Annotated in this window: 21 protein-coding genes and 1 tRNA gene; 4 read left to right on the forward strand and 18 right to left on the reverse strand. The window is 63.6% G+C overall.

The genetic code is table 11. The features are described from left to right. Positions 1 to 29 precede the first annotated feature (29 nt). The 10 genes from iscX to trmJ form a co-directional block, all read right to left on the reverse strand. A complete protein-coding gene (iscX, locus tag IN820_RS13210; RefSeq protein WP_193681398.1) occupies positions 30 to 227 on the reverse strand; it encodes a Fe-S cluster assembly protein IscX in 198 nt (65 codons plus the stop codon). Positions 228 to 242: 15 nt separating this feature from the next. After that, positions 243 to 581: an ISC system 2Fe-2S type ferredoxin gene (gene fdx / locus IN820_RS13215; protein WP_193681399.1), complete on the reverse strand. Its 339-nt coding sequence runs from the start codon at positions 579 to 581 to the stop codon at positions 243 to 245. Positions 582 to 586: 5 nt separating this feature from the next. Then, on the reverse strand, positions 587 to 2,452 hold the full coding sequence (gene hscA, locus IN820_RS13220; protein WP_193681400.1) for a Fe-S protein assembly chaperone HscA: 1,866 nt from the start codon (positions 2,450 to 2,452) through the stop codon (positions 587 to 589). A 41-nt stretch (positions 2,453 to 2,493) separates the two neighbouring features. Further along, positions 2,494 to 3,015 carry a co-chaperone HscB gene (hscB, locus tag IN820_RS13225; protein ID WP_193681401.1) on the reverse strand — a complete coding sequence of 174 codons (522 nt, stop codon included), beginning with the start codon at positions 3,013 to 3,015 and terminating at the stop codon, positions 2,494 to 2,496. 7 nt (positions 3,016 to 3,022) lie between these two features. Then, a complete protein-coding gene (gene iscA, locus IN820_RS13230; RefSeq protein WP_193681402.1) occupies positions 3,023 to 3,346 on the reverse strand; it encodes an iron-sulfur cluster assembly protein IscA in 324 nt (107 codons plus the stop codon). A gap of 12 nt (positions 3,347 to 3,358) precedes the next feature. Then, positions 3,359 to 3,745, reverse strand: a complete 387-nt coding sequence (iscU, locus tag IN820_RS13235) for a Fe-S cluster assembly scaffold IscU (protein ID WP_003284664.1) — start codon at positions 3,743 to 3,745, stop codon at positions 3,359 to 3,361. A gap of 44 nt (positions 3,746 to 3,789) precedes the next feature. Beyond that, positions 3,790 to 5,004, reverse strand: a complete 1,215-nt coding sequence (locus IN820_RS13240; RefSeq protein WP_193681403.1) for an IscS subfamily cysteine desulfurase — start codon at positions 5,002 to 5,004, stop codon at positions 3,790 to 3,792. Positions 5,005 to 5,035: 31 nt separating this feature from the next. After that, positions 5,036 to 5,527, reverse strand: a complete 492-nt coding sequence (gene iscR, locus IN820_RS13245; protein WP_193681404.1) for a Fe-S cluster assembly transcriptional regulator IscR — start codon at positions 5,525 to 5,527, stop codon at positions 5,036 to 5,038. A gap of 178 nt (positions 5,528 to 5,705) precedes the next feature. Beyond that, positions 5,706 to 6,482 carry a serine O-acetyltransferase gene (gene cysE / locus IN820_RS13250; RefSeq protein WP_193681405.1) on the reverse strand — a complete coding sequence of 259 codons (777 nt, stop codon included), beginning with the start codon at positions 6,480 to 6,482 and terminating at the stop codon, positions 5,706 to 5,708. After that, entirely contained in the window at positions 6,482 to 7,258 is a 777-nt protein-coding gene (gene trmJ, locus IN820_RS13255; protein WP_193681406.1) for a tRNA (cytosine(32)/uridine(32)-2'-O)-methyltransferase TrmJ, read from the reverse strand. Before trmJ ends, cysE begins: the two co-directional genes overlap by 1 nt. Positions 7,259 to 7,412: 154 nt before the next feature. Here trmJ and suhB point away from each other — a divergent pair, with 154 nt between their 5' ends. Further along, on the forward strand, positions 7,413 to 8,228 hold the full coding sequence (gene suhB, locus IN820_RS13260) for a type III secretion system regulator SuhB (RefSeq protein WP_193681407.1): 816 nt from the start codon (positions 7,413 to 7,415) through the stop codon (positions 8,226 to 8,228). 59 nt (positions 8,229 to 8,287) lie between these two features. Here suhB and IN820_RS13265 read toward each other — a convergent pair whose 3' ends face one another. From IN820_RS13265 to queA, 6 genes are all read right to left on the reverse strand, one after another. Then, positions 8,288 to 8,821: a glycine zipper 2TM domain-containing protein gene (locus IN820_RS13265; protein ID WP_193681408.1), complete on the reverse strand. Its 534-nt coding sequence runs from the start codon at positions 8,819 to 8,821 to the stop codon at positions 8,288 to 8,290. 78 nt (positions 8,822 to 8,899) lie between these two features. Further along, positions 8,900 to 9,811, reverse strand: a complete 912-nt coding sequence (gene secF / locus IN820_RS13270) for a protein translocase subunit SecF (RefSeq protein ID WP_193681409.1) — start codon at positions 9,809 to 9,811, stop codon at positions 8,900 to 8,902. A 12-nt stretch (positions 9,812 to 9,823) separates the two neighbouring features. After that, positions 9,824 to 11,692, reverse strand: coding sequence for a protein translocase subunit SecD (gene secD / locus IN820_RS13275; protein WP_193681410.1), 1,869 nt, complete (start codon positions 11,690 to 11,692; stop codon positions 9,824 to 9,826). A gap of 67 nt (positions 11,693 to 11,759) precedes the next feature. Next, complete coding sequence (gene yajC / locus IN820_RS13280; protein ID WP_003296020.1) at positions 11,760 to 12,089, reverse strand: preprotein translocase subunit YajC; 330 nt, start codon at positions 12,087 to 12,089, stop codon at positions 11,760 to 11,762. A gap of 42 nt (positions 12,090 to 12,131) precedes the next feature. Further along, positions 12,132 to 13,247 carry a tRNA guanosine(34) transglycosylase Tgt gene (gene tgt / locus IN820_RS13285; RefSeq protein WP_193681411.1) on the reverse strand — a complete coding sequence of 372 codons (1,116 nt, stop codon included), beginning with the start codon at positions 13,245 to 13,247 and terminating at the stop codon, positions 12,132 to 12,134. Positions 13,248 to 13,261: 14 nt separating this feature from the next. Then, positions 13,262 to 14,311 carry a tRNA preQ1(34) S-adenosylmethionine ribosyltransferase-isomerase QueA gene (gene queA / locus IN820_RS13290; protein ID WP_193681412.1) on the reverse strand — a complete coding sequence of 350 codons (1,050 nt, stop codon included), beginning with the start codon at positions 14,309 to 14,311 and terminating at the stop codon, positions 13,262 to 13,264. A 113-nt stretch (positions 14,312 to 14,424) separates the two neighbouring features. On the opposite strand from queA, the gene IN820_RS13295 reads away from it, so the two are divergent. The 3 genes from IN820_RS13295 (at position 14,425) to IN820_RS13305 (ending at position 15,986) form a co-directional block, all read left to right on the forward strand. After that, positions 14,425 to 14,511: transfer RNA gene (locus IN820_RS13295), tRNA-Leu, on the forward strand. Between the two features lie 490 nt (positions 14,512 to 15,001). Continuing rightward, positions 15,002 to 15,214: a cold-shock protein gene (locus IN820_RS13300; protein WP_003298189.1), complete on the forward strand. Its 213-nt coding sequence runs from the start codon at positions 15,002 to 15,004 to the stop codon at positions 15,212 to 15,214. Positions 15,215 to 15,488: 274 nt separating this feature from the next. Further along, the gene (locus tag IN820_RS13305) at positions 15,489 to 15,986 is read left to right on the forward strand and encodes an RDD family protein (RefSeq protein ID WP_193681413.1); all 498 of its coding nucleotides are present in this window, start codon (positions 15,489 to 15,491) and stop codon (positions 15,984 to 15,986) included. 74 nt (positions 15,987 to 16,060) lie between these two features. Here IN820_RS13305 and lptG read toward each other — a convergent pair whose 3' ends face one another. Together lptG and lptF are read right to left on the reverse strand one after the other, a co-directional pair. Beyond that, positions 16,061 to 17,122, reverse strand: a complete 1,062-nt coding sequence (gene lptG, locus IN820_RS13310; protein WP_193681414.1) for an LPS export ABC transporter permease LptG — start codon at positions 17,120 to 17,122, stop codon at positions 16,061 to 16,063. Beyond that, positions 17,115 to 18,236, reverse strand: coding sequence for an LPS export ABC transporter permease LptF (gene lptF / locus IN820_RS13315; RefSeq protein ID WP_193681415.1), 1,122 nt, complete (start codon positions 18,234 to 18,236; stop codon positions 17,115 to 17,117). The genes lptG and lptF overlap by 8 nt, the downstream gene beginning before the upstream one ends. Position 18,237 lies beyond the last annotated feature (1 nt).

The following is an 18,237-nucleotide window of genomic DNA, read 5'->3' on the forward strand; positions in this document are numbered from 1 at the left end:
GCTTATGGCTTGCAGCTTGCCGCTGCCGCCTAGGCCTCTTCGATCCAGGCCGCCTGGATCGCTTCGAGAACCTTCTCGCCACCGCGCTGGGGGTCGTCAGAGAAGTCCGGCAGCTCCAGCACCCAGCGGTGCAGCTCGACGAAGTTCACGTAACGCGGATCGACGTCGACCTTGCGCTCGGCCAGCTCGATGGCGATGTCCTGCACATCCGTCCATTTGAGAACCATGACTCTTCCCTCGCCTCAATGCCCTTCGGAAACCTGGTTGATGGTGTACTTCGGAATCTCCACCACGAGGTCCGCATCGGCCACTACCGCCTGGCAGGAGAGCCGCGAATGCGGCTCCAGCCCCCAGGCCTTGTCGAGCATGTCGTCCTCCAGTTCGTCGGACGCCTCGAGCGAGTCGAACCCTTCGCGCACCACCACATGGCAGGTGGTGCAGGCACAGGACTTCTCGCAGGCATGCTCGATATCGATGCCATTGCGCAGCGCGGCATCCAGCACCGTCTCGCCGGCTTGCGCCTCGATGACGGCGCCTTCCGGGCAATGGTCGGTATTGGGCAGGAAAATGATCTGCGGCATCTGGGTCAATCCTCGATATCGTTTAGCCGCCGTCCGGCCAGCGCGGCCTTGACGGTGGAATCCAGTCGACGCGCAGCGAAGGCATCGGTGATCTGGCTCAGGCGCTTGCTCTGGCGCTCGATGGCGGTGACGTCCTGGCTGTCGAGCAGCCCCCGCAATTCACCCATCTGCAGCTCGATGGCCTCGCGCTCTTCGCCGCTGAGCAGGCGCTCGCCGTCGGCCGCCAGCGCCGCCTCGACAGCTTCCAGCAGGCGCTGGGCGTCGACCAGTTGCTCACGCAGTGCGCGGGCATGGCGATCATCGTCCGCCTTGCGGAAGGAATCCTCGAGCATCCGCGCGATCTCGCCATCGGTCAGGCCGTAGGACGGCTTGACCTGAATGCTCGCCTCGACACCGGAGCCCAGCTCGCGCGCCGAGACACTGAGCAGACCATCGGCATCGACCTGGAAGGTCACGCGGATTTTCGCCGCGCCGGCGACCATCGGCGGAATCCCCCGCAGCTCGAAGCGTGCCAGCGAACGGCAATCGGCGATCAGCTCGCGCTCGCCCTGCAGCACATGGATCATCATGGCCGACTGGCCATCCTTGTAGGTGGTGAAGTCCTGGGCGCGGGCGACCGGAATGGTGGTGTTGCGCGGAATGATCTTTTCCATCAGACCGCCCATGGTTTCCAGCCCCAGCGACAGCGGGATCACGTCGAGCAACAGCAACTCTTCGCCGCCACGGTTGTTGCCGGCCAGGGTCTCGGCCTGGATCGCCGCACCGATCGCCACCACTTCGTCGGGGTCGATGTCGGTCAACGGCTCGCGGCCGAACAGCCTGGCGACGGCCGAACGCACGCTCGGCACCCGGGTCGAACCGCCCACCATGACCACGGCGGTCACCTCCTCCAGCTCGACGCCGGAGTCACGCACCGCACGGCGGCAGGACTTCAGGCTGCGAGCGATCATCGGTTCGATGAGCGCATCGAAGGTTTCGCGGCTCAGCGTGCCCCGCCAGTCCGCGTAGGCGATCTCCACCGCATCGGCGTCACTCAGACGCTCCTTGGCATCGCAGGCGACCTTCAGCAACGCACGCTGGGCACCCGGATCGAGATTCTCGGAAACGCCAGCCTGGGCGAGGACCCAGCCCGCCACGGCGTGATCGAGATCGTCGCCGCCCAGGGCGGTATCGCCGCCAGTGGCCAGCACCTCGAAGACCCCCTTGCTCAGGCGCAGGATCGAAATATCGAAGGTGCCGCCCCCCAGGTCATAGATGGCGACCACACCCTCGGCCTGGCGATCCAGCCCATAGGCGACCGCCGCGGCCGTGGGCTCGTTGAGCAGCCGCAGCACGTTGAGACCGGCGAGTCGCGCGGCATCCTTGGTTGCCTGGCGCTGCGCATCGTCAAAATACGCCGGCACCGTGATCACCGCGCCGACCAGCTCGCCACCCAGCGTGGCTTCGGCACGCTGGCGCAGCGTCGCGAGGATCTCGGCGGAAATCTCCACCGGGCTTTTCGGCCCCTGCACCGTCTCGATGTAGGGCATCTGCGACTCGCCTTCGCTGTTGAAGCGGTACGGTAGCTGCTCGCCCAGTTGCTTGACGTCGCCCAGGCCGCGCCCCATCAAGCGCTTGACCGAGATGATGGTATTGAGCGGATCCACGGCCGCCGCCTGCCTGGCCGCGCGGCCGACCTCGACCCGATCGGCGTGGTAGCGCACCGCCGACGGCAGGATCACTTGCCCTTCGTCATCGGCCAGCGGCGCGGTGACGCCACTGCGCAGCGCAGCCACGAGAGAATTGGTGGTGCCCAGGTCTATCCCGACGGCCAGGCGGCGCTGGTGCGGCTGTGGGCTTTGTCCTGGCTCGGCAATCTGAAGTAAGGCCATGTCTGTCTGATATCGGGCGCAGCGCCAGGCGCTACGCGGGGTTAATCGTCGAGGCGCTCTTCGAGTTGGCGCACTTCCTGGGATAGCTTGTCGAGAAACTGCATGCGGCGAACCAGGCGCTCGGCCTCCTCGCGGCGCGCAGGGTCTTGCCAGACCTGGGCGAAGCCGTCGTTCAGCCCCTGCTGCGCCTGCTTCAGGCGCGACTTGAAAGCCGCCACGCCATCGAGGTCGGCCTGCTCCTGCAATTCCTCCAGCTCCTCGCGCCAGTGCATCTGCTGCATGAGGAACTGCGGGTCCTGCACGGTCGCCTCCAGCGGCACCTCATGCCCCTCCACCGCGAGCAGGTAGCGCGCGCGGCGGCTCGGGCTCTTCAGCGTCTGATAGGCCTCGTTGAGGTTGGCGGAGCGCTCCAGCGCCTGGCGCTGCTCGCTCTCGGTGGCATCGGCGAAACGATCGGGATGCGTCTGGCGCGCCAGCTCCCGATAGCGGACAGCCAGCCCATCCAGATCCAGCTCGAAGTCGGGTTGCAGACCGAAGAGCGCGAAATGACAAGGAGTACCCACAGCGCCCTCAGATATTGAAGCTCTCGCCGCAGCCGCATTCGCCACGCACGTTCGGATTGTTGAACTTGAAGCCCTCGTTGAGGCCTTCGCGAACGAAGTCGAGTTCGGTGCCGTCGAGATAGACGAGGCTCTTCGGATCGATGATCACCTTGACCCCATGGCTCTCGAACACCGAGTCCTCGGCGCCCGTCTCATCGACGAACTCGAGCACATAGGCCAGCCCGGAGCAGCCGGTGGTGCGCACTCCGAGCCTCACGCCCACCCCCTTGCCACGCCCCTCGAGCGAGCGGCGAACATGCTGGGCGGCAGCCGGTGTCATGCTGATAGCCATCGCAACCTCCTTTTAGAGCAGGCCTTTCTTCTCGCGGTAATCGCGCACGGCGGCCTTGATCGCGTCTTCGGCGAGCACCGAACAGTGAATCTTCACCGGCGGCAGCGCCAATTCTTCGGCCAGCTGGGTGTTCTTGATGGTTTCGGCCTCCTCCAGCGTCTTGCCCTTCATCCATTCGGTGGCGAGGGAACTGGAGGCGATCGCCGAACCGCAACCGTAGGTCTTGAACTTGGCGTCTTCGATGACGCCCTGCTCGTTGACCTTGATCTGCAGGCGCATCACGTCGCCGCAGGCGGGAGCGCCGACCATGCCGGTACCGATGCTCGGATCCTCGGCGTCGAACTTGCCGACGTTGCGCGGATTTTCGTAGTGGTCGATGACCTTATCGCTGTATGCCATGGTGCAATCCTCTCTATATCAGGCTATGCGGAGCTCGACGCGGATCAGTGGGCCTGCCACTCGACCTTGGAGATGTCGACGCCGTCTTTGAACATGTCCCACAGGGGCGAAAGCTCGCGCAGCTTGGTCACGGCCTCGCAGACCTTCTGCGCGGCGTAGTCGATTTCCTCTTCCGTGGTGAAGCGCCCGAAGGTGAAGCGGATGGAGCTGTGCGCCAGCTCGTCGTTGCGCCCCAGGGCGCGCAGCACGTAGGACGGCTCCAGCGAGGCGGAGGTGCAGGCGGAACCGGAGGAGACCGCCAGGTCCTTGAGCGCCATGATCAGCGACTCGCCCTCGACGTAGTTGAAGCTGAGATTGAGGTTGTGCGGCACGCGCGCGGTCATGCTGCCATTCACGTAGAGCTCTTCGAGATGCTCGACCTGCTTGTAGAAGCGATCGCGCAGCGCGCGGATGCGCTCGTTCTCCTGAGCCATCTCCTCCTTCGCGATACGGAAGGCCTCCCCCATGCCGACCAGCTGATGGGTCGCCAGCGTGCCGGAGCGCATGCCGCGCTCGTGACCACCACCGTGCATCTGGGCCTCGAGACGCACGCGCGGCTTGCGCCGGACATAGAGCGCGCCGACACCCTTCGGCCCATAGGTCTTGTGCGCGGAGAAGGACATCAGGTCGACCTTCATCTTCTCCAGATCGATCTCCACCTTGCCGGTGGATTGAGCGGCGTCGACGTGGAACAGAATCCCGCGGGCACGGGTCAGCTCGCCGATGGCGCCGATGTCGTTGATGGTGCCGATCTCGTTGTTGACGTGCATCACCGAAACCAGAATGGTGTCGTCACGCAGCGCCGCCTCGACCATCGCCGGCGTGACGATGCCGTCTTCGCCCGGCTCGAGGTAGGTGACTTCGAAGCCTTCGCGCTCGAGCTGGCGGGTGGTGTCCAGCACGGCCTTGTGTTCGATCTTGGTGGTAACGATGTGCTTGCCCTTGGTGGCATAGAAATGCGCGACACCCTTGATCGCCAGGTTGTCGGACTCGGTCGCGCCGGAGGTCCAGACGATCTCGCGCGGATCGGCATTGACCAGCTCGGCGACCTGCCGTCGGGCATTCTCCACAGCCTCCTCGGCCTTCCAGCCAAAGGCGTGCGAGCGCGAGGCCGGGTTGCCGAAATTGCCTTCATGGGTCAGGCATTCGATCATCTTCGCGGCGACACGCGGATCCACCGGCGTGGTGGCGGAGTAGTCCAGGTAAATCGGCAATTTCATTCAGATATCTCCTATCAGGCAGTCGCCCTGCTCATTCGATGGCGGACGCTTCGATCTTGTCCAGCTGCGGTGCGCTGCCATTGGCTTTGCGCATATCCTGGCGCAGCGCGACCTGTTGCACGTCCTGGCGCTTGACCAGATCGGCCAGGCTGATGCCGCTGAGAAATTCATGGATCTGCTGGCTGAGGTCGCACCACAGATGATGGGTCAGGCAGGTGTCACCTGAATGGCAGCCGCCCAGGCCCTGGCAGCGAGTCGCATCGACAGACTCGTTGACGGCGTCGATCACCTGGGCCACCTGAATCCCGGTCATGTCCCGCGACAACTGATAGCCGCCACCAGGGCCACGCACACTGGTCACCAGACTGCTGCGGCGCAACTTGGCGAACAATTGCTCAAGATAGGAAAGCGAAATGCCCTGCCGCTCGGAAATATCGGCCAGGGAAACCGGGCCATGCTGCGCATGCAGCGCCAGATCAAGCATGGCGGTTACGGCATAACGGCCTTTAGTGGTCAATCGCATCGGTCTGCACCAAGCATCACGGTTTGGCGCAATTATGCAATTCCCGAGTATTTGAGTCAACTATAAGACTTATTAAAATAGTCGGTCTTTAGTCGAGGGTCACGGCGAACCACAGGACTCGCCGAATCGGTCGAGGCGCTGGCTGCGCATGATAGCAGCTACCGCCTCGGCCCGCACTTCAGGGGCGCGGCTCGACGACCTCGGGCTTCACCTCGACGAAATCCTCCTCGCGCAATTGCGGGAGTTCCTTCGCACAGTAATCGCTGCCCAGCGCCTTGAGCGCGCCACACATGCCCTCCAGACGCTCCTCGACCGCCTGCACATGATCGAGCAGTTGCCCGATCGCCCGGGCCACCGGGTCGGGCATGTCCTCGCTGACGCCATAGGCATCGAAGCCGATCTTCTGCGCGATGGCCTTGCGCCTGGCTTCCTGCTCGTCGCTCGACTTGACGATGACCCGCCCCGGAATCCCCACCGCGGTGGCGCCGGCCGGCACTTCGCGGGTCACCACCGCATTGGAGCCGATCTTGGCGCCCGCGCCGACGATGAAGGGACCGAGAATCTTCGCCCCGGCCCCGACGATCACCCCGTCTTCGAGCGTCGGGTGGCGCTTGCCCTTGTTCCAGCTGGTACCGCCCAGCGTGACGCCATGATAGAGCGTCACGTCATCGCCGATTTCGGCAGTTTCGCCGATGACGATGCCCATCCCGTGATCGATGAAGAAGCGGCGACCGATCTTCGCCCCCGGATGGATCTCGACCCCCGTCAGCCAGCGCCCCAGATTCGAGGTCATGCGCGCCAGCCACTTCCACTCATGCCCCCACAGCCAATGCGACAGCCGATGAATCCAGATGGCATGCAGCCCGGGATAACAGGTCAGCACCTCGAACGCATTACGTGCCGCCGGATCGCGATGAAACACGCTCCGGATATCTTCGCGCATGCGCTCGAACATCAATCCTTTCTCCGCTTGTGAGGCTCGCCGCGGGCGGCCTTCTGTGTCTCGGTGAGAATACCGCGCAGGATATTCATTTCCAGCTTGCTGATGCCGCTGCGCCCGTAGAGCCGCCGCAACCGGGGCATGAGATGCCGTGGCTTTTCCGGATCGAGGAAGCCGATATCCACCAGCGTCTGCTCCAGATGGCCGAAGTAATGCTCCAGCTCATCCATGGTCACCGGCTGGGCATCCAGCATTGCGGTGGTCTCCAACTTTTGCGTCTTGGTCGGCCGCCCCTCGGCGGCCAGCCAGCCCATGCGCACCTCATAGGCGAGCACCTGCACGGCAGCCGCCAGGTTCAGGGAACTGAACTCGGGGTCCGACGGAATATGCACGTGGAACTGACAGCGCTGCAGTTCTTCATTGGTCAGCCCGGCATATTCGCGACCGAACACCAGCGCCACCTCGCCACCCGAAGCCGCCTGCTCCACGGTAGCCATTCCGCACTCGCGCGGGTCCAGCAATGGCCAGGGAATACGCCGATCACGCGCACTGGTCCCCAGCACCAGGCTGCAACCGACCAGCGCTTCTTCCAGCGTGCCGACGATCTGCGCGGCATCGAGAATATCGGTAGCGCCGGACGCCCTGGCAATGGCGTTCGGGCTCGGGAAATCTTCCGGATCGACCAGCACCAGCCGCGACAACCCCATGTTCTTCATGGCCCGGGCGGCACCACCGATATTGCCGGCATGACTGGTGTTGACCAGCACCACGCGAATGTTTTGCAGCGACACGGAAATTCTCGACTCGAAATACGGACGGAAAGCTTACAGGAAGCGTCTCGGCGTCCGCCATCCACCGGCGCTCGGCCCCACGCGCGGCGCTACATGCGTCGCCGCTTTCCTGATAGAATTTCGCGCTTTCTTTAAACGACCAGGTAATTGATCCATGCAGCCCATGCTGAATATCGCGCTGCGCGCCGCCCGCAGCGCCGGCGAACTGATTGTCCGTTCCACCGATCGCCTGGATGCAATCTCGGTCAACGAGAAAGACGCGAAGGATTATGTCACCGAGATCGATCGCGCCGCCGAGCAGAGCATCGTCAATGCGCTGCGCAAGGCCTACCCGAATCACGGCATTCTCGGCGAGGAAGGCGGGCTGCTCGAAGGCAGCGGCGACGGCGCCGATTACCTGTGGATCATCGACCCGCTCGACGGCACCACCAACTTCGTGCGCGGCATTCCGCACTACGCCGTGAGCATCGCCTGCAAATACCGCGGTCGCCTGGAACATGCGGTGATCCTCGACCCGGTACGCCAGGAAGAATTCACCGCCAGCCGCGGCCGTGGCGCGGCCCTGAACGGTCGCCGCCTGCGCGTCAGTTCGCGCAAGAGCCTGGAAGGCGCCCTGCTCGGCACCGGCTTCCCGTTCCGCGATGGGCAGATGGACAACCTGGACAGCTACCTGAACATGTTCCGCAGCCTGGTCGGCGAGACCGCCGGCCTGCGCCGAGCTGGCGCAGCCAGCCTCGACCTGGCCTACGTCGCGGCAGGCCGCTTCGATGCATTCTGGGAATTCGGCCTTTCCGAATGGGACATGGCGGCCGGCGCCCTGCTGATCCAGGAAGCCGGCGGGCTGGTCAGCGACTTCAGCGGCGGCCACGATTTCCTCGAGAAGGGGCAGATCGTCGCGGGCAATACCAAGTGCTTCAAGGCAGTGCTGACCACCATCCAGCCCCACCTGACGCCATCGCTCAAACGCTGAAAAACGCAACAACGAAAAACGCCCCGATCGATCGGGGCGTTTTTTATCCGCGGCAGAAATTATTGCTGCGACAGCATCAGCTGGCCGTCCTGCACCGGGATCCGACTGCCCGGATCGCGATCCATCTGCACACGACCAACCTTGCCATCCAGGTCGTATTTCACGTCGTAGCCAACGATCTTGTCATGGCTGTCGGTCACCGTATTGCAGCGGGTCTCGGTCGTGGTATAGGTGCTGCTGGCCTGCATCCGCTCCTGTACCTGATTGCCGGCGTAACCGCCGCCTACCGCACCGGCGACCGTCGCGATCTTCTTGCCGTTGCCGCCACCGACCTGATTGCCGAGCAGACCGCCGACCACCGCACCCACCGCAGTACCGGCGATTCGATGCTGGTCCTGAACCGGCTTCTGCCGAGTGACCGTCACGTCCTTGCAGATCTCCCGGGGCGTCTTGATCGTTTCCTTGATGGGCTCGACCGCGAGCACCTCGGCAAACTTCGGCCCCCTATCGACCAGACTATAGGTCGCGAATGCTCCGCCAGCAGTGGCGACCACCACACCCAACGCCGTACCGACCAACATGGACTTGTTCACGGTGACATCCTCTTCCTTCGGGCTGCGCCCATTGCGCAGCCTTGGACCCGCCAAGGCCGCGAAAGTTGCGAGGATTAATCAGGGGCGCTCGTCCGCTGCCTCCTCGACCACCGGCGGGATCAGGTCGTCGCGAGTCAGCTTGAGCCACAGCAGCAACGTCCCCGCCACGTAGATCGACGAATAGGTGCCCGCGCCGACGCCGATCAACAGCGCCAGCGAGAAGCCCCAGAGGTTTTCGCCGCCGAAGACCATCAGCGCGCCGACGGCCAGCAACGTGGACACCGAAGTCGCCAAGGTGCGCAGCAGCGTTTGGGTCGTGGAGATGTTGATGTTTTCCAGCAGCTCCGCCTTGCGCAGCATGCGGAAGTTCTCGCGGATCCGGTCGAAGATGACGATGGTGTCGTTCAGTGAATAACCGATCACCGCCAGCACCGCCGCCAGCACCGTCAGATCGAAGGAAATCTGGAAGAAGGAGAACACACCGAGCACCACGATCACATCGTGGAACAGGGACAACACGGCGCCGAACCCGAACTTCCACTGAAAGCGGAACGCCACGTAGACCAGGATGCCACCCAGCGCCAGGAGCATGCCCAAACCACCCTGATCGCGCAGCTCCTCGCCTACCGCCGGCCCGACGAATTCGACCCGCTTGACGCTGACCTGATTGCCGTCGCCGCCATTGCGCAGTGCCTCGGCGATGCGCTCGCCCAGCAGCGGATCATCGCCCGGCATGCGTACCAGTACATCGGTCGTGGCACCGAAGCTCTGCACCACCGCATCGGTGAAGCCCGACCGAACCAGTTGGCCGCGCACCTGCTCGAGTTCGACCGGACGCTCATAGCCCAGCTCGATCAAGCTGCCGCCGGTGAAGTCCAGACCGAAATTCAGCCCTTTCATCACCAGACTGGCCAAGGATGCGACCGTCAGCAGCACGGTAAGAGCGACGGCCACATGGCGAACGCCCATGAAATTGATTACGCGCTTCATCGTGATAGCCCCTTAAATCCACAGCTTCTTGAGATCGCGGCCACCATAGATCAGGTTGACCATGCCGCGCGTCACGATGATTGCAGTAAACATCGACGTCAGGATGCCGAGCGACAGGGTGACCGCGAAGCCCTTGATCGGACCGGTGCCCATGGCGAACAGGATGCCACCCACCAGCAGCGTGGTCAGGTTGCCGTCGACAATCGCCGAGAATGCCCGATCGAAGCCCTCGTGAATGGCCCGCTGGATCGACATGCCATTGGCGATCTCCTCGCGGATGCGCGAGAAGATCAGCACATTGGCGTCAACCGCCATGCCCATGGTCAACACGATACCGGCAATACCCGGCAGGGTGAGCGTGGCATTGAGCATCGACATCAGCGCGGTGAGCACCACCATATTGAACAGCAACGCGATGGTCGCCAGCACGCCGAAGAACTTGTAGATCAGCACCATGAAAATGGCGACGAAAAGGAAGCCCCACATGGCCGCCTGGATGCCCAGCTTGATGTTTTCGGCACCCAGGCTCGGGCCGATGGTGCGCTCTTCGGCGAAGTACATCGGCGCCGCCAGGCCACCGGCACGCAGCAACAAGGCCAGCTCGGAGGACTCACCCTGGCCATCGAGGCCGGTGATGCGGAACTGGCTGCCGAGCGGCGACTGGATGGTCGCCAGGCTGATGATCTTCTTCTCTTCCTGGAAGGTTTCGACCCGAACCTCCTGCTCGACACCCTCGACCACTTGCCGCACATAACGCGTCAGCGGCCGCTGCTCGATGAAGATGACCGCCATGCTGCGCCCGACATTGTTGCGCGTGGCCCGATTCATCAGGTCGCCACCGTGCCCGTCGAGACGGATATTGACCTGCGGACGACCGTTCTCGTCATAGCTGGCCTGGGCATCGGTCACCTGGTCGCCGGTGATGATCAGCGTACGCTCCAGCTGGACCGGTGGGCGCCCCTCCTGGCGGAACTCGAAGGTTTCGGTGGATGCACGCGACGCATCGGCCTCGGCGGCCAGGCGGAATTCGAGGTTCGCCGTCTTGCCGAGAATGCGCTTGGCTTCGGCCGTGTCCTGAACACCAGGCAGCTCCACCACGATGCGGTTGGCGCCCTGACGCTGAACCAGCGGCTCGGCCACGCCCAGCTCGTTGACACGATTGCGCACCGTCGTCAGGTTCTGTCTGATCGAGTACTCGCGGATTTCCGCCAGCTTGGCTTCGGTCAGCGCCAGGCGCAGCACCTGCTGACCATTGCGCTCGCTGGTGGTCAGCTCGAAATCGTTGAAGTTCTTGCGGATCAGCGATTGCGCCCCGGCAAGAGAGGCCTCATCGGCGAAGCCCAGCTGCACGGCATTCTTCAGATTGGGCAGACTGCGGTAACGCACACGCTCCTTGCGCAGCAGGCCCTTCACCTCGCCTTCGTAGACATTCAGCCGCGTTTCGACGGCTTTTTCCATGTCGACTTCCAGCAGGAAGTGCACGCCGCCGGAAAGATCCAGGCCGAGCTTCATCGGGCTCGCGCCGAGATTGCGCAGCCAGTCCGGCGTCGTCGGCGCCAGGTTGAGCGCAACGACATAGGCATCGCCGAGGGCGCGCCGGACGATGTCCTGGGCCGGCAATTGATCGTCCTGGCGCGCCAGGCGCACCAGGCCGCCGCGCCCCTGTTCGTCCGGCGCCGCGGATTTCACCGCGATACCGCCATCCTCGAGCGCCTTGCTGACGCGATCGAGCTCGACCTGGCCGACTTCTTGCGCAGCGCTGGCACCGGTGATCTGGATCGCCGGATCGTCGGGATAGAGATTGGGCGCCGAATAAACGAAGGCAATCGCGAGCACTGCCAGTATCAGCAGGTATTTCCAGAGAGGGAATCTATTGAGCATGACGCAGCCCGTTTAATGACGCGGGGCGCCTTGCGCGCCCCGTCGTTTGGTGTTGAATGAAGTCAGCTCAGATGGCCTTCAGAGTGCCCTTGGGCAACGTTGCGGCAATCGCCACCTTCTGAAACTTCAGTTCAACGTTGTCGGACACTTCGATCACCACGAAATCATCGGCGACCTTGGTGACCTTGCCGGCGATGCCGCCGGAGGTGACCACTTCGTCGCCCTTCTGCAGGCCGGCGATCAGGTTCTTATGCTCCTTGGCACGCTTGGACTGGGGGCGCCAGATCATCAGGTAGAAGATGACCAGGAAACCGACCAGAAACACCCACTCGAAACCAGTGCCGGCAGGACCAGCGGCAGCCTCCTGGGCATAGGCGGCGGGAATCAGAAAGCTCATGTAGCACTCCTGTTGCAGAAAGGTTTGTTTTGTATTGGCACGTCACGCAAGCGGCGGCGTTGGCAGACCGCGCTTGGCATAAAAGGCGTCGACAAAGGCCGCCAATGTACCCTGTTGAATGGCGTCGCGTAAACCAGCCATCACCCGCTGGTAATGCCGCAGGTTGTGGATGGTATTCAACATGCTACCCAGCATTTCACCGCATTTATCCAGGTGATGCAGATATGCGCGGGAGAAATGTTTGCAGGTGTAACAATCGCAGCCCGGATCAAGGGGGGAATCGTCGTGCCTGTGCACGGCGTTGCGGATCTTGACCACCCCACTATCGGTGAAAAGATGACCGTTACGCGCATTGCGCGTCGGCATCACGCAGTCGAACATGTCGACGCCGCGGCGCACGCCTTCCACCAGGTCTTCCGGCTTGCCCACCCCCATCAGATAACGCGGCTTGTCGGCCGGCATCCGCGGCGGGAGGAAGTCCAGCACGCGGATCATCTCTTCCTTGGGCTCGCCCACCGAAAGCCCACCGATCGCCAGGCCGTCGAAACCGATCTCGCACAGCCCTTCCAGCGAACGCATGCGCAGCGATTCATGCATGCCGCCCTGAACGATGCCGAACAGCGCCGCCGGACTGTCCCCATGGGCCACTTTCGAACGCTTGGCCCAGCGCAACGACAATTCCATGGAGCGCCGCGCCACGTCCTCGTCGGCCGGATAGGGCGTGCACTCGTCGAAGATCATCACGATGTCCGAGCCCAGCTCGCGCTGGACCTGCATCGACTCCTCCGGCCCCATGAACACCTTGGCGCCATCCACCGGGGACGCGAAGTAAACGCCCTCCTCCTTGATCTTGCGCATCGCGCCCAGGCTGAACACCTGGAAACCGCCCGAGTCGGTGAGGATCGGCCCCTGCCACTGCATGAAATCGTGCAGATCGCCGTGCCGCCTGATCACCTCGGTCCCCGGCCGCAACCAGAGGTGGAAGGTGTTGCCGAGGATGATCTGCGCGCCGATGGCCTCGACGTCGCGCGGCAACATGCCCTTGACGGTGCCGTAGGTGCCCACCGGCATGAAGGCCGGGGTCTCCACGGTTCCACGCGGGAAGGTCAGACGTCCCCGGCGCGCCTTGCCATCGGTGGCAAGCAGCTCGAACGACATGTGGCAGGTGCGACTCATTTGATTTCCTCGGGGCCGCGCGGAGCGGGATTGCGCGTGATGAACATGGCATCACCGTAACTGAAGAAGCGATAGCCCTGCGCCACGGCCTCAGCGTAGGCCGCCATCGTCTCGGGGTAACCGGCGAAGGCGGCGACCAGCATCAGCAGGGTCGACTCGGGCAGATGGAAGTTGGTCACCAGGGCATCCACCACATGGAAGGGCTTGCCCGGGTAGATGAAGATGTCGGTGTCGCCGCTGAACGGCTTGAGTTCGCCATCGCGTGCAGCCGTTTCCAGCGAGCGCACACTGGTCGTACCCACCGCGATCACCCGGCCGCCACGGGCGCGACAGGCCGCGACCGCGTCGACCACCGCCTGACTGACCTCGAGCCATTCACGGTGCATGTGGTGTTCTTCGATGCTTTGCACACGCACCGGCTGGAACGTGCCGGCACCGACATGCAACGTGACGTAGGCGCTCTCGACGCCCTTGTCGCGCAGCGCCGCCAGCAGCGCGTCGTCGAAATGCAGGCCGGCGGTAGGCGCGGCCACGGCCCCGGCGCGCTGCGCATAGACCGTCTGGTAGCGTTCGCGGTCGGCCGCTTCGTCCGGCCTGTCTATATAAGGAGGCAGTGGCATGTGCCCGATGCGTTCGAGCAACGGCAACACCTCGTCGGCGAAGCTCAACTCGAAGAGCGCGTCGTGGCGGGCGAGCATCTCGGCTTCGCCCCCACCCTCGAGCAGAATCCTGGTTCCCGCCTTGGGCGACTTGCTCGAGCGCACATGGGCCAGCACCCGATGGTTGTCCAGCACCCGCTCGACGAGAATCTCCAGCTTGCCGCCAGTAGCCTTCTGGCCGAACAGTCGCGCGGGGATCACCCGGGTATCGTTGAACACCATCAGGTCGCCGGGTCGCACGTGCTCGAGCAGGTCGGCGAAACACCGATGCACCAGCTTGCCGGATTCGCCCTCGAGCACCAGCAGACGGCTGGCCCGGCGCTCGGCCAGCGGATGTCGGGCAATCAGGGAATCCGGCAACTGGAAGGAAAAATCGGCGACTTGCATGCGAGCCATTCAGGGGAGCGGAAAGGGCGCAAAGCTTATCCGAAAGACGTCGGGCTGACCACGCCAAACGATTGACCGCCCAGCCGCGCATCCCTATACTGCGCCGCCACTGTGCCTCGATGGCGGAATCGGTAGACGCAGCGGATTCAAAATCCGCCGTTGGTAACAACGTGAGAGTTCGAGTCTCTCTCGAGGCACCATCAGTGAATCGCTACAACGCAGCGCGCTGCGCGCTTCAGCAACGAGGCAATCGAGTTGCGCACGAAGCCGGCACGCCATAGCGAGGCTGCACCTGGCACCAGGCTTACCCGAATCCTCGCCAAGGCGCGGACTCGACGCTTCACCGGCAAAACGATCTGGCATCACCATGTATTCGCAGGCTGTCGCACCGATATCGGCGCAGCCGGCCCGTGACATCGCCCGCAGAATCGGCGGGGCGCGGTCACCTCAAAAGCGCCGAATGGCGCGCCTGAACAGGGCAAATTCTATGGCTCCGAGGGGTTGGCATTGCCCGGTGAGTTATCGTAGAGTGTGCCCACTGTGTTTGCATGGGTCGCTGTTGAATCGTGACCTGGTGCAGTAGATCTTCAGATCCGCTACTCCGCTCGACTCTCTTACTCTTTGCAACCAGTTCCAGCTTCCTGCCATTGCAGGGGCAATTCTACTTTTGAGTTTCAAGGATACAAAGACATGTCGAATCGTCAGAACGGTACCGTCAAGTGGTTTAACGACGAGAAAGGTTTTGGTTTCATCACTCCCGAGAGCGGTCCGGATCTGTTCGTGCACTTCCGCGCGATCGAAGGCAACGGCTTCAAGAGCCTGAAAGAAGGCCAGAAGGTCAGCTTCGTCGCCGTGCAAGGTCAAAAGGGCATGCAGGCCGACCAGGTTCAGATCCTGGGCTGAGCCTCCGCTCCGAAAAGCCCCTGATGGCGACATCAGGGGCTTTTTTATGCACGCGATTCCCTAGGGGCTGCTGCCACTTCGTCGCGAGCCGCGTTACTGCGCCAAATGGCGCCAGGTCGGGCGGCGTTCCGCAGGCGCGGGACGCCGGTAATGGTCGCTCCCTTGCCAAGTCCCGCAACGCCGCATGGCGCCATTTGCCGCGCAACCCTTCGGGCCGTGAACGAAATGGCAACAGACCCTAAAATGCCCCACCCCCCATTCATCGAGACATGCAATGCGCAAACACCAGCTGAGCCCGCAGGGCCAATTTCCCGCCGCCGGCCTGGCGCGCCGACTTGCCGCCCTCTTCTACGACAGCCTGCTGTGCATCGCCCTGATGATGGTGGTGACACTGTTCTATCAGCAGGTTCTGCTGCGCCTGCTATACGGCAGCGAACAATTGAAGGCCCTCGCCGACGCTGGCGGGCTGGATATCGATCCCGTGCTCTCGACGCTGCTGCTGTTCAGCCTGTTCGGCTTCTTCGCCAAGTTCTGGACCCATAACGGCCAGACGCTGGGCATGCAGGTCTGGGGCATTCGCATCCAGAACGCCGACGGCAGCGCCATCGATCTCTGGCAGGCACTGCTGCGCTTTCTGATCGCCCTGCTCTCCTGGCTGTGCCTGGGACTGGGCTACTGGTGGATGCTCTGGGACAAGCGTAAGCGGACCTGGCACGACATCTATTCCGAGAGCCAGGCCGTGCAGTTGCCGAAGAATATCCATAAGAAATAGCTGCAAGCTGCAAGCGGGGATGCGCTCCCGGCGGGCCTTTCTTGCCGCTTGCAGCTTGAAGCTTGCCGCTGCTCTTACCCCGCCCGCCGCAGCAGCCAGACGCCGATCAGCGCACAGACGCCTGCCGGCAGCACCACGGCGAGCAGCGGCGAGAAGCCGAATACCTGGCTCGCCGGCCCGAGCAGGTCCTGGATGATGCGGAAGACGAAACCGACCACCACGCCGGTGAAGATCCGCTGCCCGAGCGTGACCGAACGCAGCGGCCCGAAGATGAACGAGATCGCCAGCAGCACCAGCGCAACGGTGACCGCCGGCTGCAGGACCTTGGTCCAGAAGGCGAGCCAGTAGCGCCCGTTGTTCAAGCCCTGCTCGCCCAGGTAGTGGATGTAGCGCCACAGGCCGGTGATGGACAACGCCTCCGGCTCCATCACCACCGTGCCGAGCAGCTGCGGCGTCAGCTGCACGTCCCAACGCTCCTCGGGCGCCTGCAACACCTCGGTGTGATCGCCGCGAAAATGCGTGGTCGATACGGTTTGCAGCTGCCAGTGGTCGCCCTGATAACTCGCGCGCCGGGCGAAGCTCGACGACAGCAATCGCCGCTCCTCGTCGAAGCGGTAACGCGTCACTCCCACCAGCACGCCCCCCGGCTGCACCGCATTGACGTGCACGAATTCGTTTTCCTGCCGATGCCACAGGCCGCGCTTGCTGCTCTGCGCCTCACCGGCACCCTGCGCCAGCGAACGCTGGGCCTGGGCGATGTCCTCGCTCCAGGGCGCGACGTATTCACCGATCAGAATGCCCGCCACCAGCAGCACCAGCATCGGCTTCATCACCGCCAGGACGATGCGACCCAGGGAGACCCCGGCCGCGCGCATGATGGTCAGTTCGCTACTGCTGGCCAGCGTGCCGAGGCCGATCAGGCAGCCGATCAGGGCCGCCATTGGCAGCATCTCGTAGAGCCGCCGCGGCGAGGTCAGCAGGACGTACTGCAGCGCATCGAACAGGCTGTAGCTACCCTCGACATCGCCCAGCTCGTCGATGAAGGCGAACAGCAGCGCCAGCCCGACGATGATCCCCAGCACACTGAGGATGGCGAGAAAGACATGGATACCGATGTAGCGATCGAGCTTAACCACGAGCCACCTCCAGCTGCGCGCGCCGCTTGTTCATTCGCAGCCTGATGGGTTCCCAGTACAGCAGCAGCAGGCCGATCGCCAGGAACACCCCGTGCACCCACCACAGCCCCAGCGCCATCGGGATGCGCCCCTTGTCCAGCGCGCCACGGGCCGCGATCAACAGGGCGAGGTAGGTCATGTACAGCAGGATCGCCGGCAGCAGCTTGAGAAAGCGGCCCTGGCGCGGATTCACCTTGGCCAGCGGTACGGCGAGCACGGTGACGACGAACACCAGCAGCGGCAAAGAGAGCCGCCATTGCAGCTCGGTCTGGTGGCGAACGTTCTGGCTGCCGAGCAATTCGCGGGTCGGCAGCGCCTCGCGCTCGCTCAGCTCCATGCTCACTTCCGGCTTGGGCAACAGCACGCCGTAGGTGTCGTACTGGATCGCCCGGTAGTCCGCCTGCCCGGGGTTGCCGTCGTAGCGGTAGCCGTTCTCCAGGATCAGGTAACGGCTGCCGTCGGGTTGGATTTCCTGGCGGCCGCTCTCGGCGACCAGCACCGAAAGACTGCCCTCCTTGCCGGTCTGCCGCGACACGTTGGTCTCGGAAATGAACACGCCGGCCAGTTCGCTGCGATCCGCCGACAGCTCGCGGGTGTAGGTCACGCGCGAACCGCCGCGCAGGGTCTGGAAGCGCCCCGGCACCAGGGTGTCGAACTCGGTCAGCGAATCCTGCTGGTTGAGGATGCGGTCCACTTCGGCGATGCCCTGCGGCGCCAGGCCAAGGCTCAGCCAGCCGACCAATGCGGCCACCAGCGCCGCTGGCGCCAGACTGTAGGCCAGCAGGCGGCGCTGGCTCATGCCCGTGGCGGAGAGCACGGTCATCTCGCTTTCCAGATAGAGCCGCCCATAGGCCAGCAGGATGCCGAGGAACAGGCCGAGCGGCAGGATCAGCTGCAGGAAGCCGGGCAGACGAAAGCCCATGATCAGCAGCAACACGCTCGGATCGAGCACCCCCTGGGCGGCTTGGGCCAGATACTTGATGAAACGGCCGCTCATGATGATCACCAGCAGCACGGCACTGACCGCGCTCATGGTGACCAGCAGCTCTCGGGACAGGTAACGAAAGACGATCAAA

The organism is Pseudomonas lopnurensis (assembly GCF_015070855.1).
Lineage (GTDB): Bacteria > Pseudomonadota > Gammaproteobacteria > Pseudomonadales > Pseudomonadaceae > Stutzerimonas > Stutzerimonas lopnurensis.

What these genes read in the sequence shown, in the direction of transcription:
- iscX (WP_193681398.1), bottom strand. Translation starts at nt 227, where the DNA reads ATGGTTCTCAAATGGACGGATGTGCAGGACATCGCCATCGAGCTGGCC.
- fdx (WP_193681399.1), bottom strand. Translation starts at nt 581, where the DNA reads ATGCCGCAGATCATTTTCCTGCCCAATACCGACCATTGCCCGGAAGGC.
- hscA (WP_193681400.1), bottom strand. Translation starts at nt 2,452, where the DNA reads ATGGCCTTACTTCAGATTGCCGAGCCAGGACAAAGCCCACAGCCGCAC.
- iscA (WP_193681402.1), bottom strand. Translation starts at nt 3,346, where the DNA reads ATGGCTATCAGCATGACACCGGCTGCCGCCCAGCATGTTCGCCGCTCG.
- iscU (WP_003284664.1), bottom strand. Translation starts at nt 3,745, where the DNA reads ATGGCATACAGCGATAAGGTCATCGACCACTACGAAAATCCGCGCAAC.
- IN820_RS13240 (WP_193681403.1), bottom strand. Translation starts at nt 5,004, where the DNA reads ATGAAATTGCCGATTTACCTGGACTACTCCGCCACCACGCCGGTGGAT.
- iscR (WP_193681404.1), bottom strand. Translation starts at nt 5,527, where the DNA reads ATGCGATTGACCACTAAAGGCCGTTATGCCGTAACCGCCATGCTTGAT.
- cysE (WP_193681405.1), bottom strand. Translation starts at nt 6,482, where the DNA reads ATGTTCGAGCGCATGCGCGAAGATATCCGGAGCGTGTTTCATCGCGAT.
- suhB (WP_193681407.1), top strand. Translation starts at nt 7,413, where the DNA reads ATGCAGCCCATGCTGAATATCGCGCTGCGCGCCGCCCGCAGCGCCGGC.
- secF (WP_193681409.1), bottom strand. Translation starts at nt 9,811, where the DNA reads ATGAAGCGCGTAATCAATTTCATGGGCGTTCGCCATGTGGCCGTCGCT.
- secD (WP_193681410.1), bottom strand. Translation starts at nt 11,692, where the DNA reads ATGCTCAATAGATTCCCTCTCTGGAAATACCTGCTGATACTGGCAGTG.
- yajC (WP_003296020.1), bottom strand. Translation starts at nt 12,089, where the DNA reads ATGAGCTTTCTGATTCCCGCCGCCTATGCCCAGGAGGCTGCCGCTGGT.
- tgt (WP_193681411.1), bottom strand. Translation starts at nt 13,247, where the DNA reads ATGTCGTTCGAGCTGCTTGCCACCGATGGCAAGGCGCGCCGGGGACGT.
- queA (WP_193681412.1), bottom strand. Translation starts at nt 14,311, where the DNA reads ATGCAAGTCGCCGATTTTTCCTTCCAGTTGCCGGATTCCCTGATTGCC.
- IN820_RS13300 (WP_003298189.1), top strand. Translation starts at nt 15,002, where the DNA reads ATGTCGAATCGTCAGAACGGTACCGTCAAGTGGTTTAACGACGAGAAA.
- IN820_RS13305 (WP_193681413.1), top strand. Translation starts at nt 15,489, where the DNA reads ATGCGCAAACACCAGCTGAGCCCGCAGGGCCAATTTCCCGCCGCCGGC.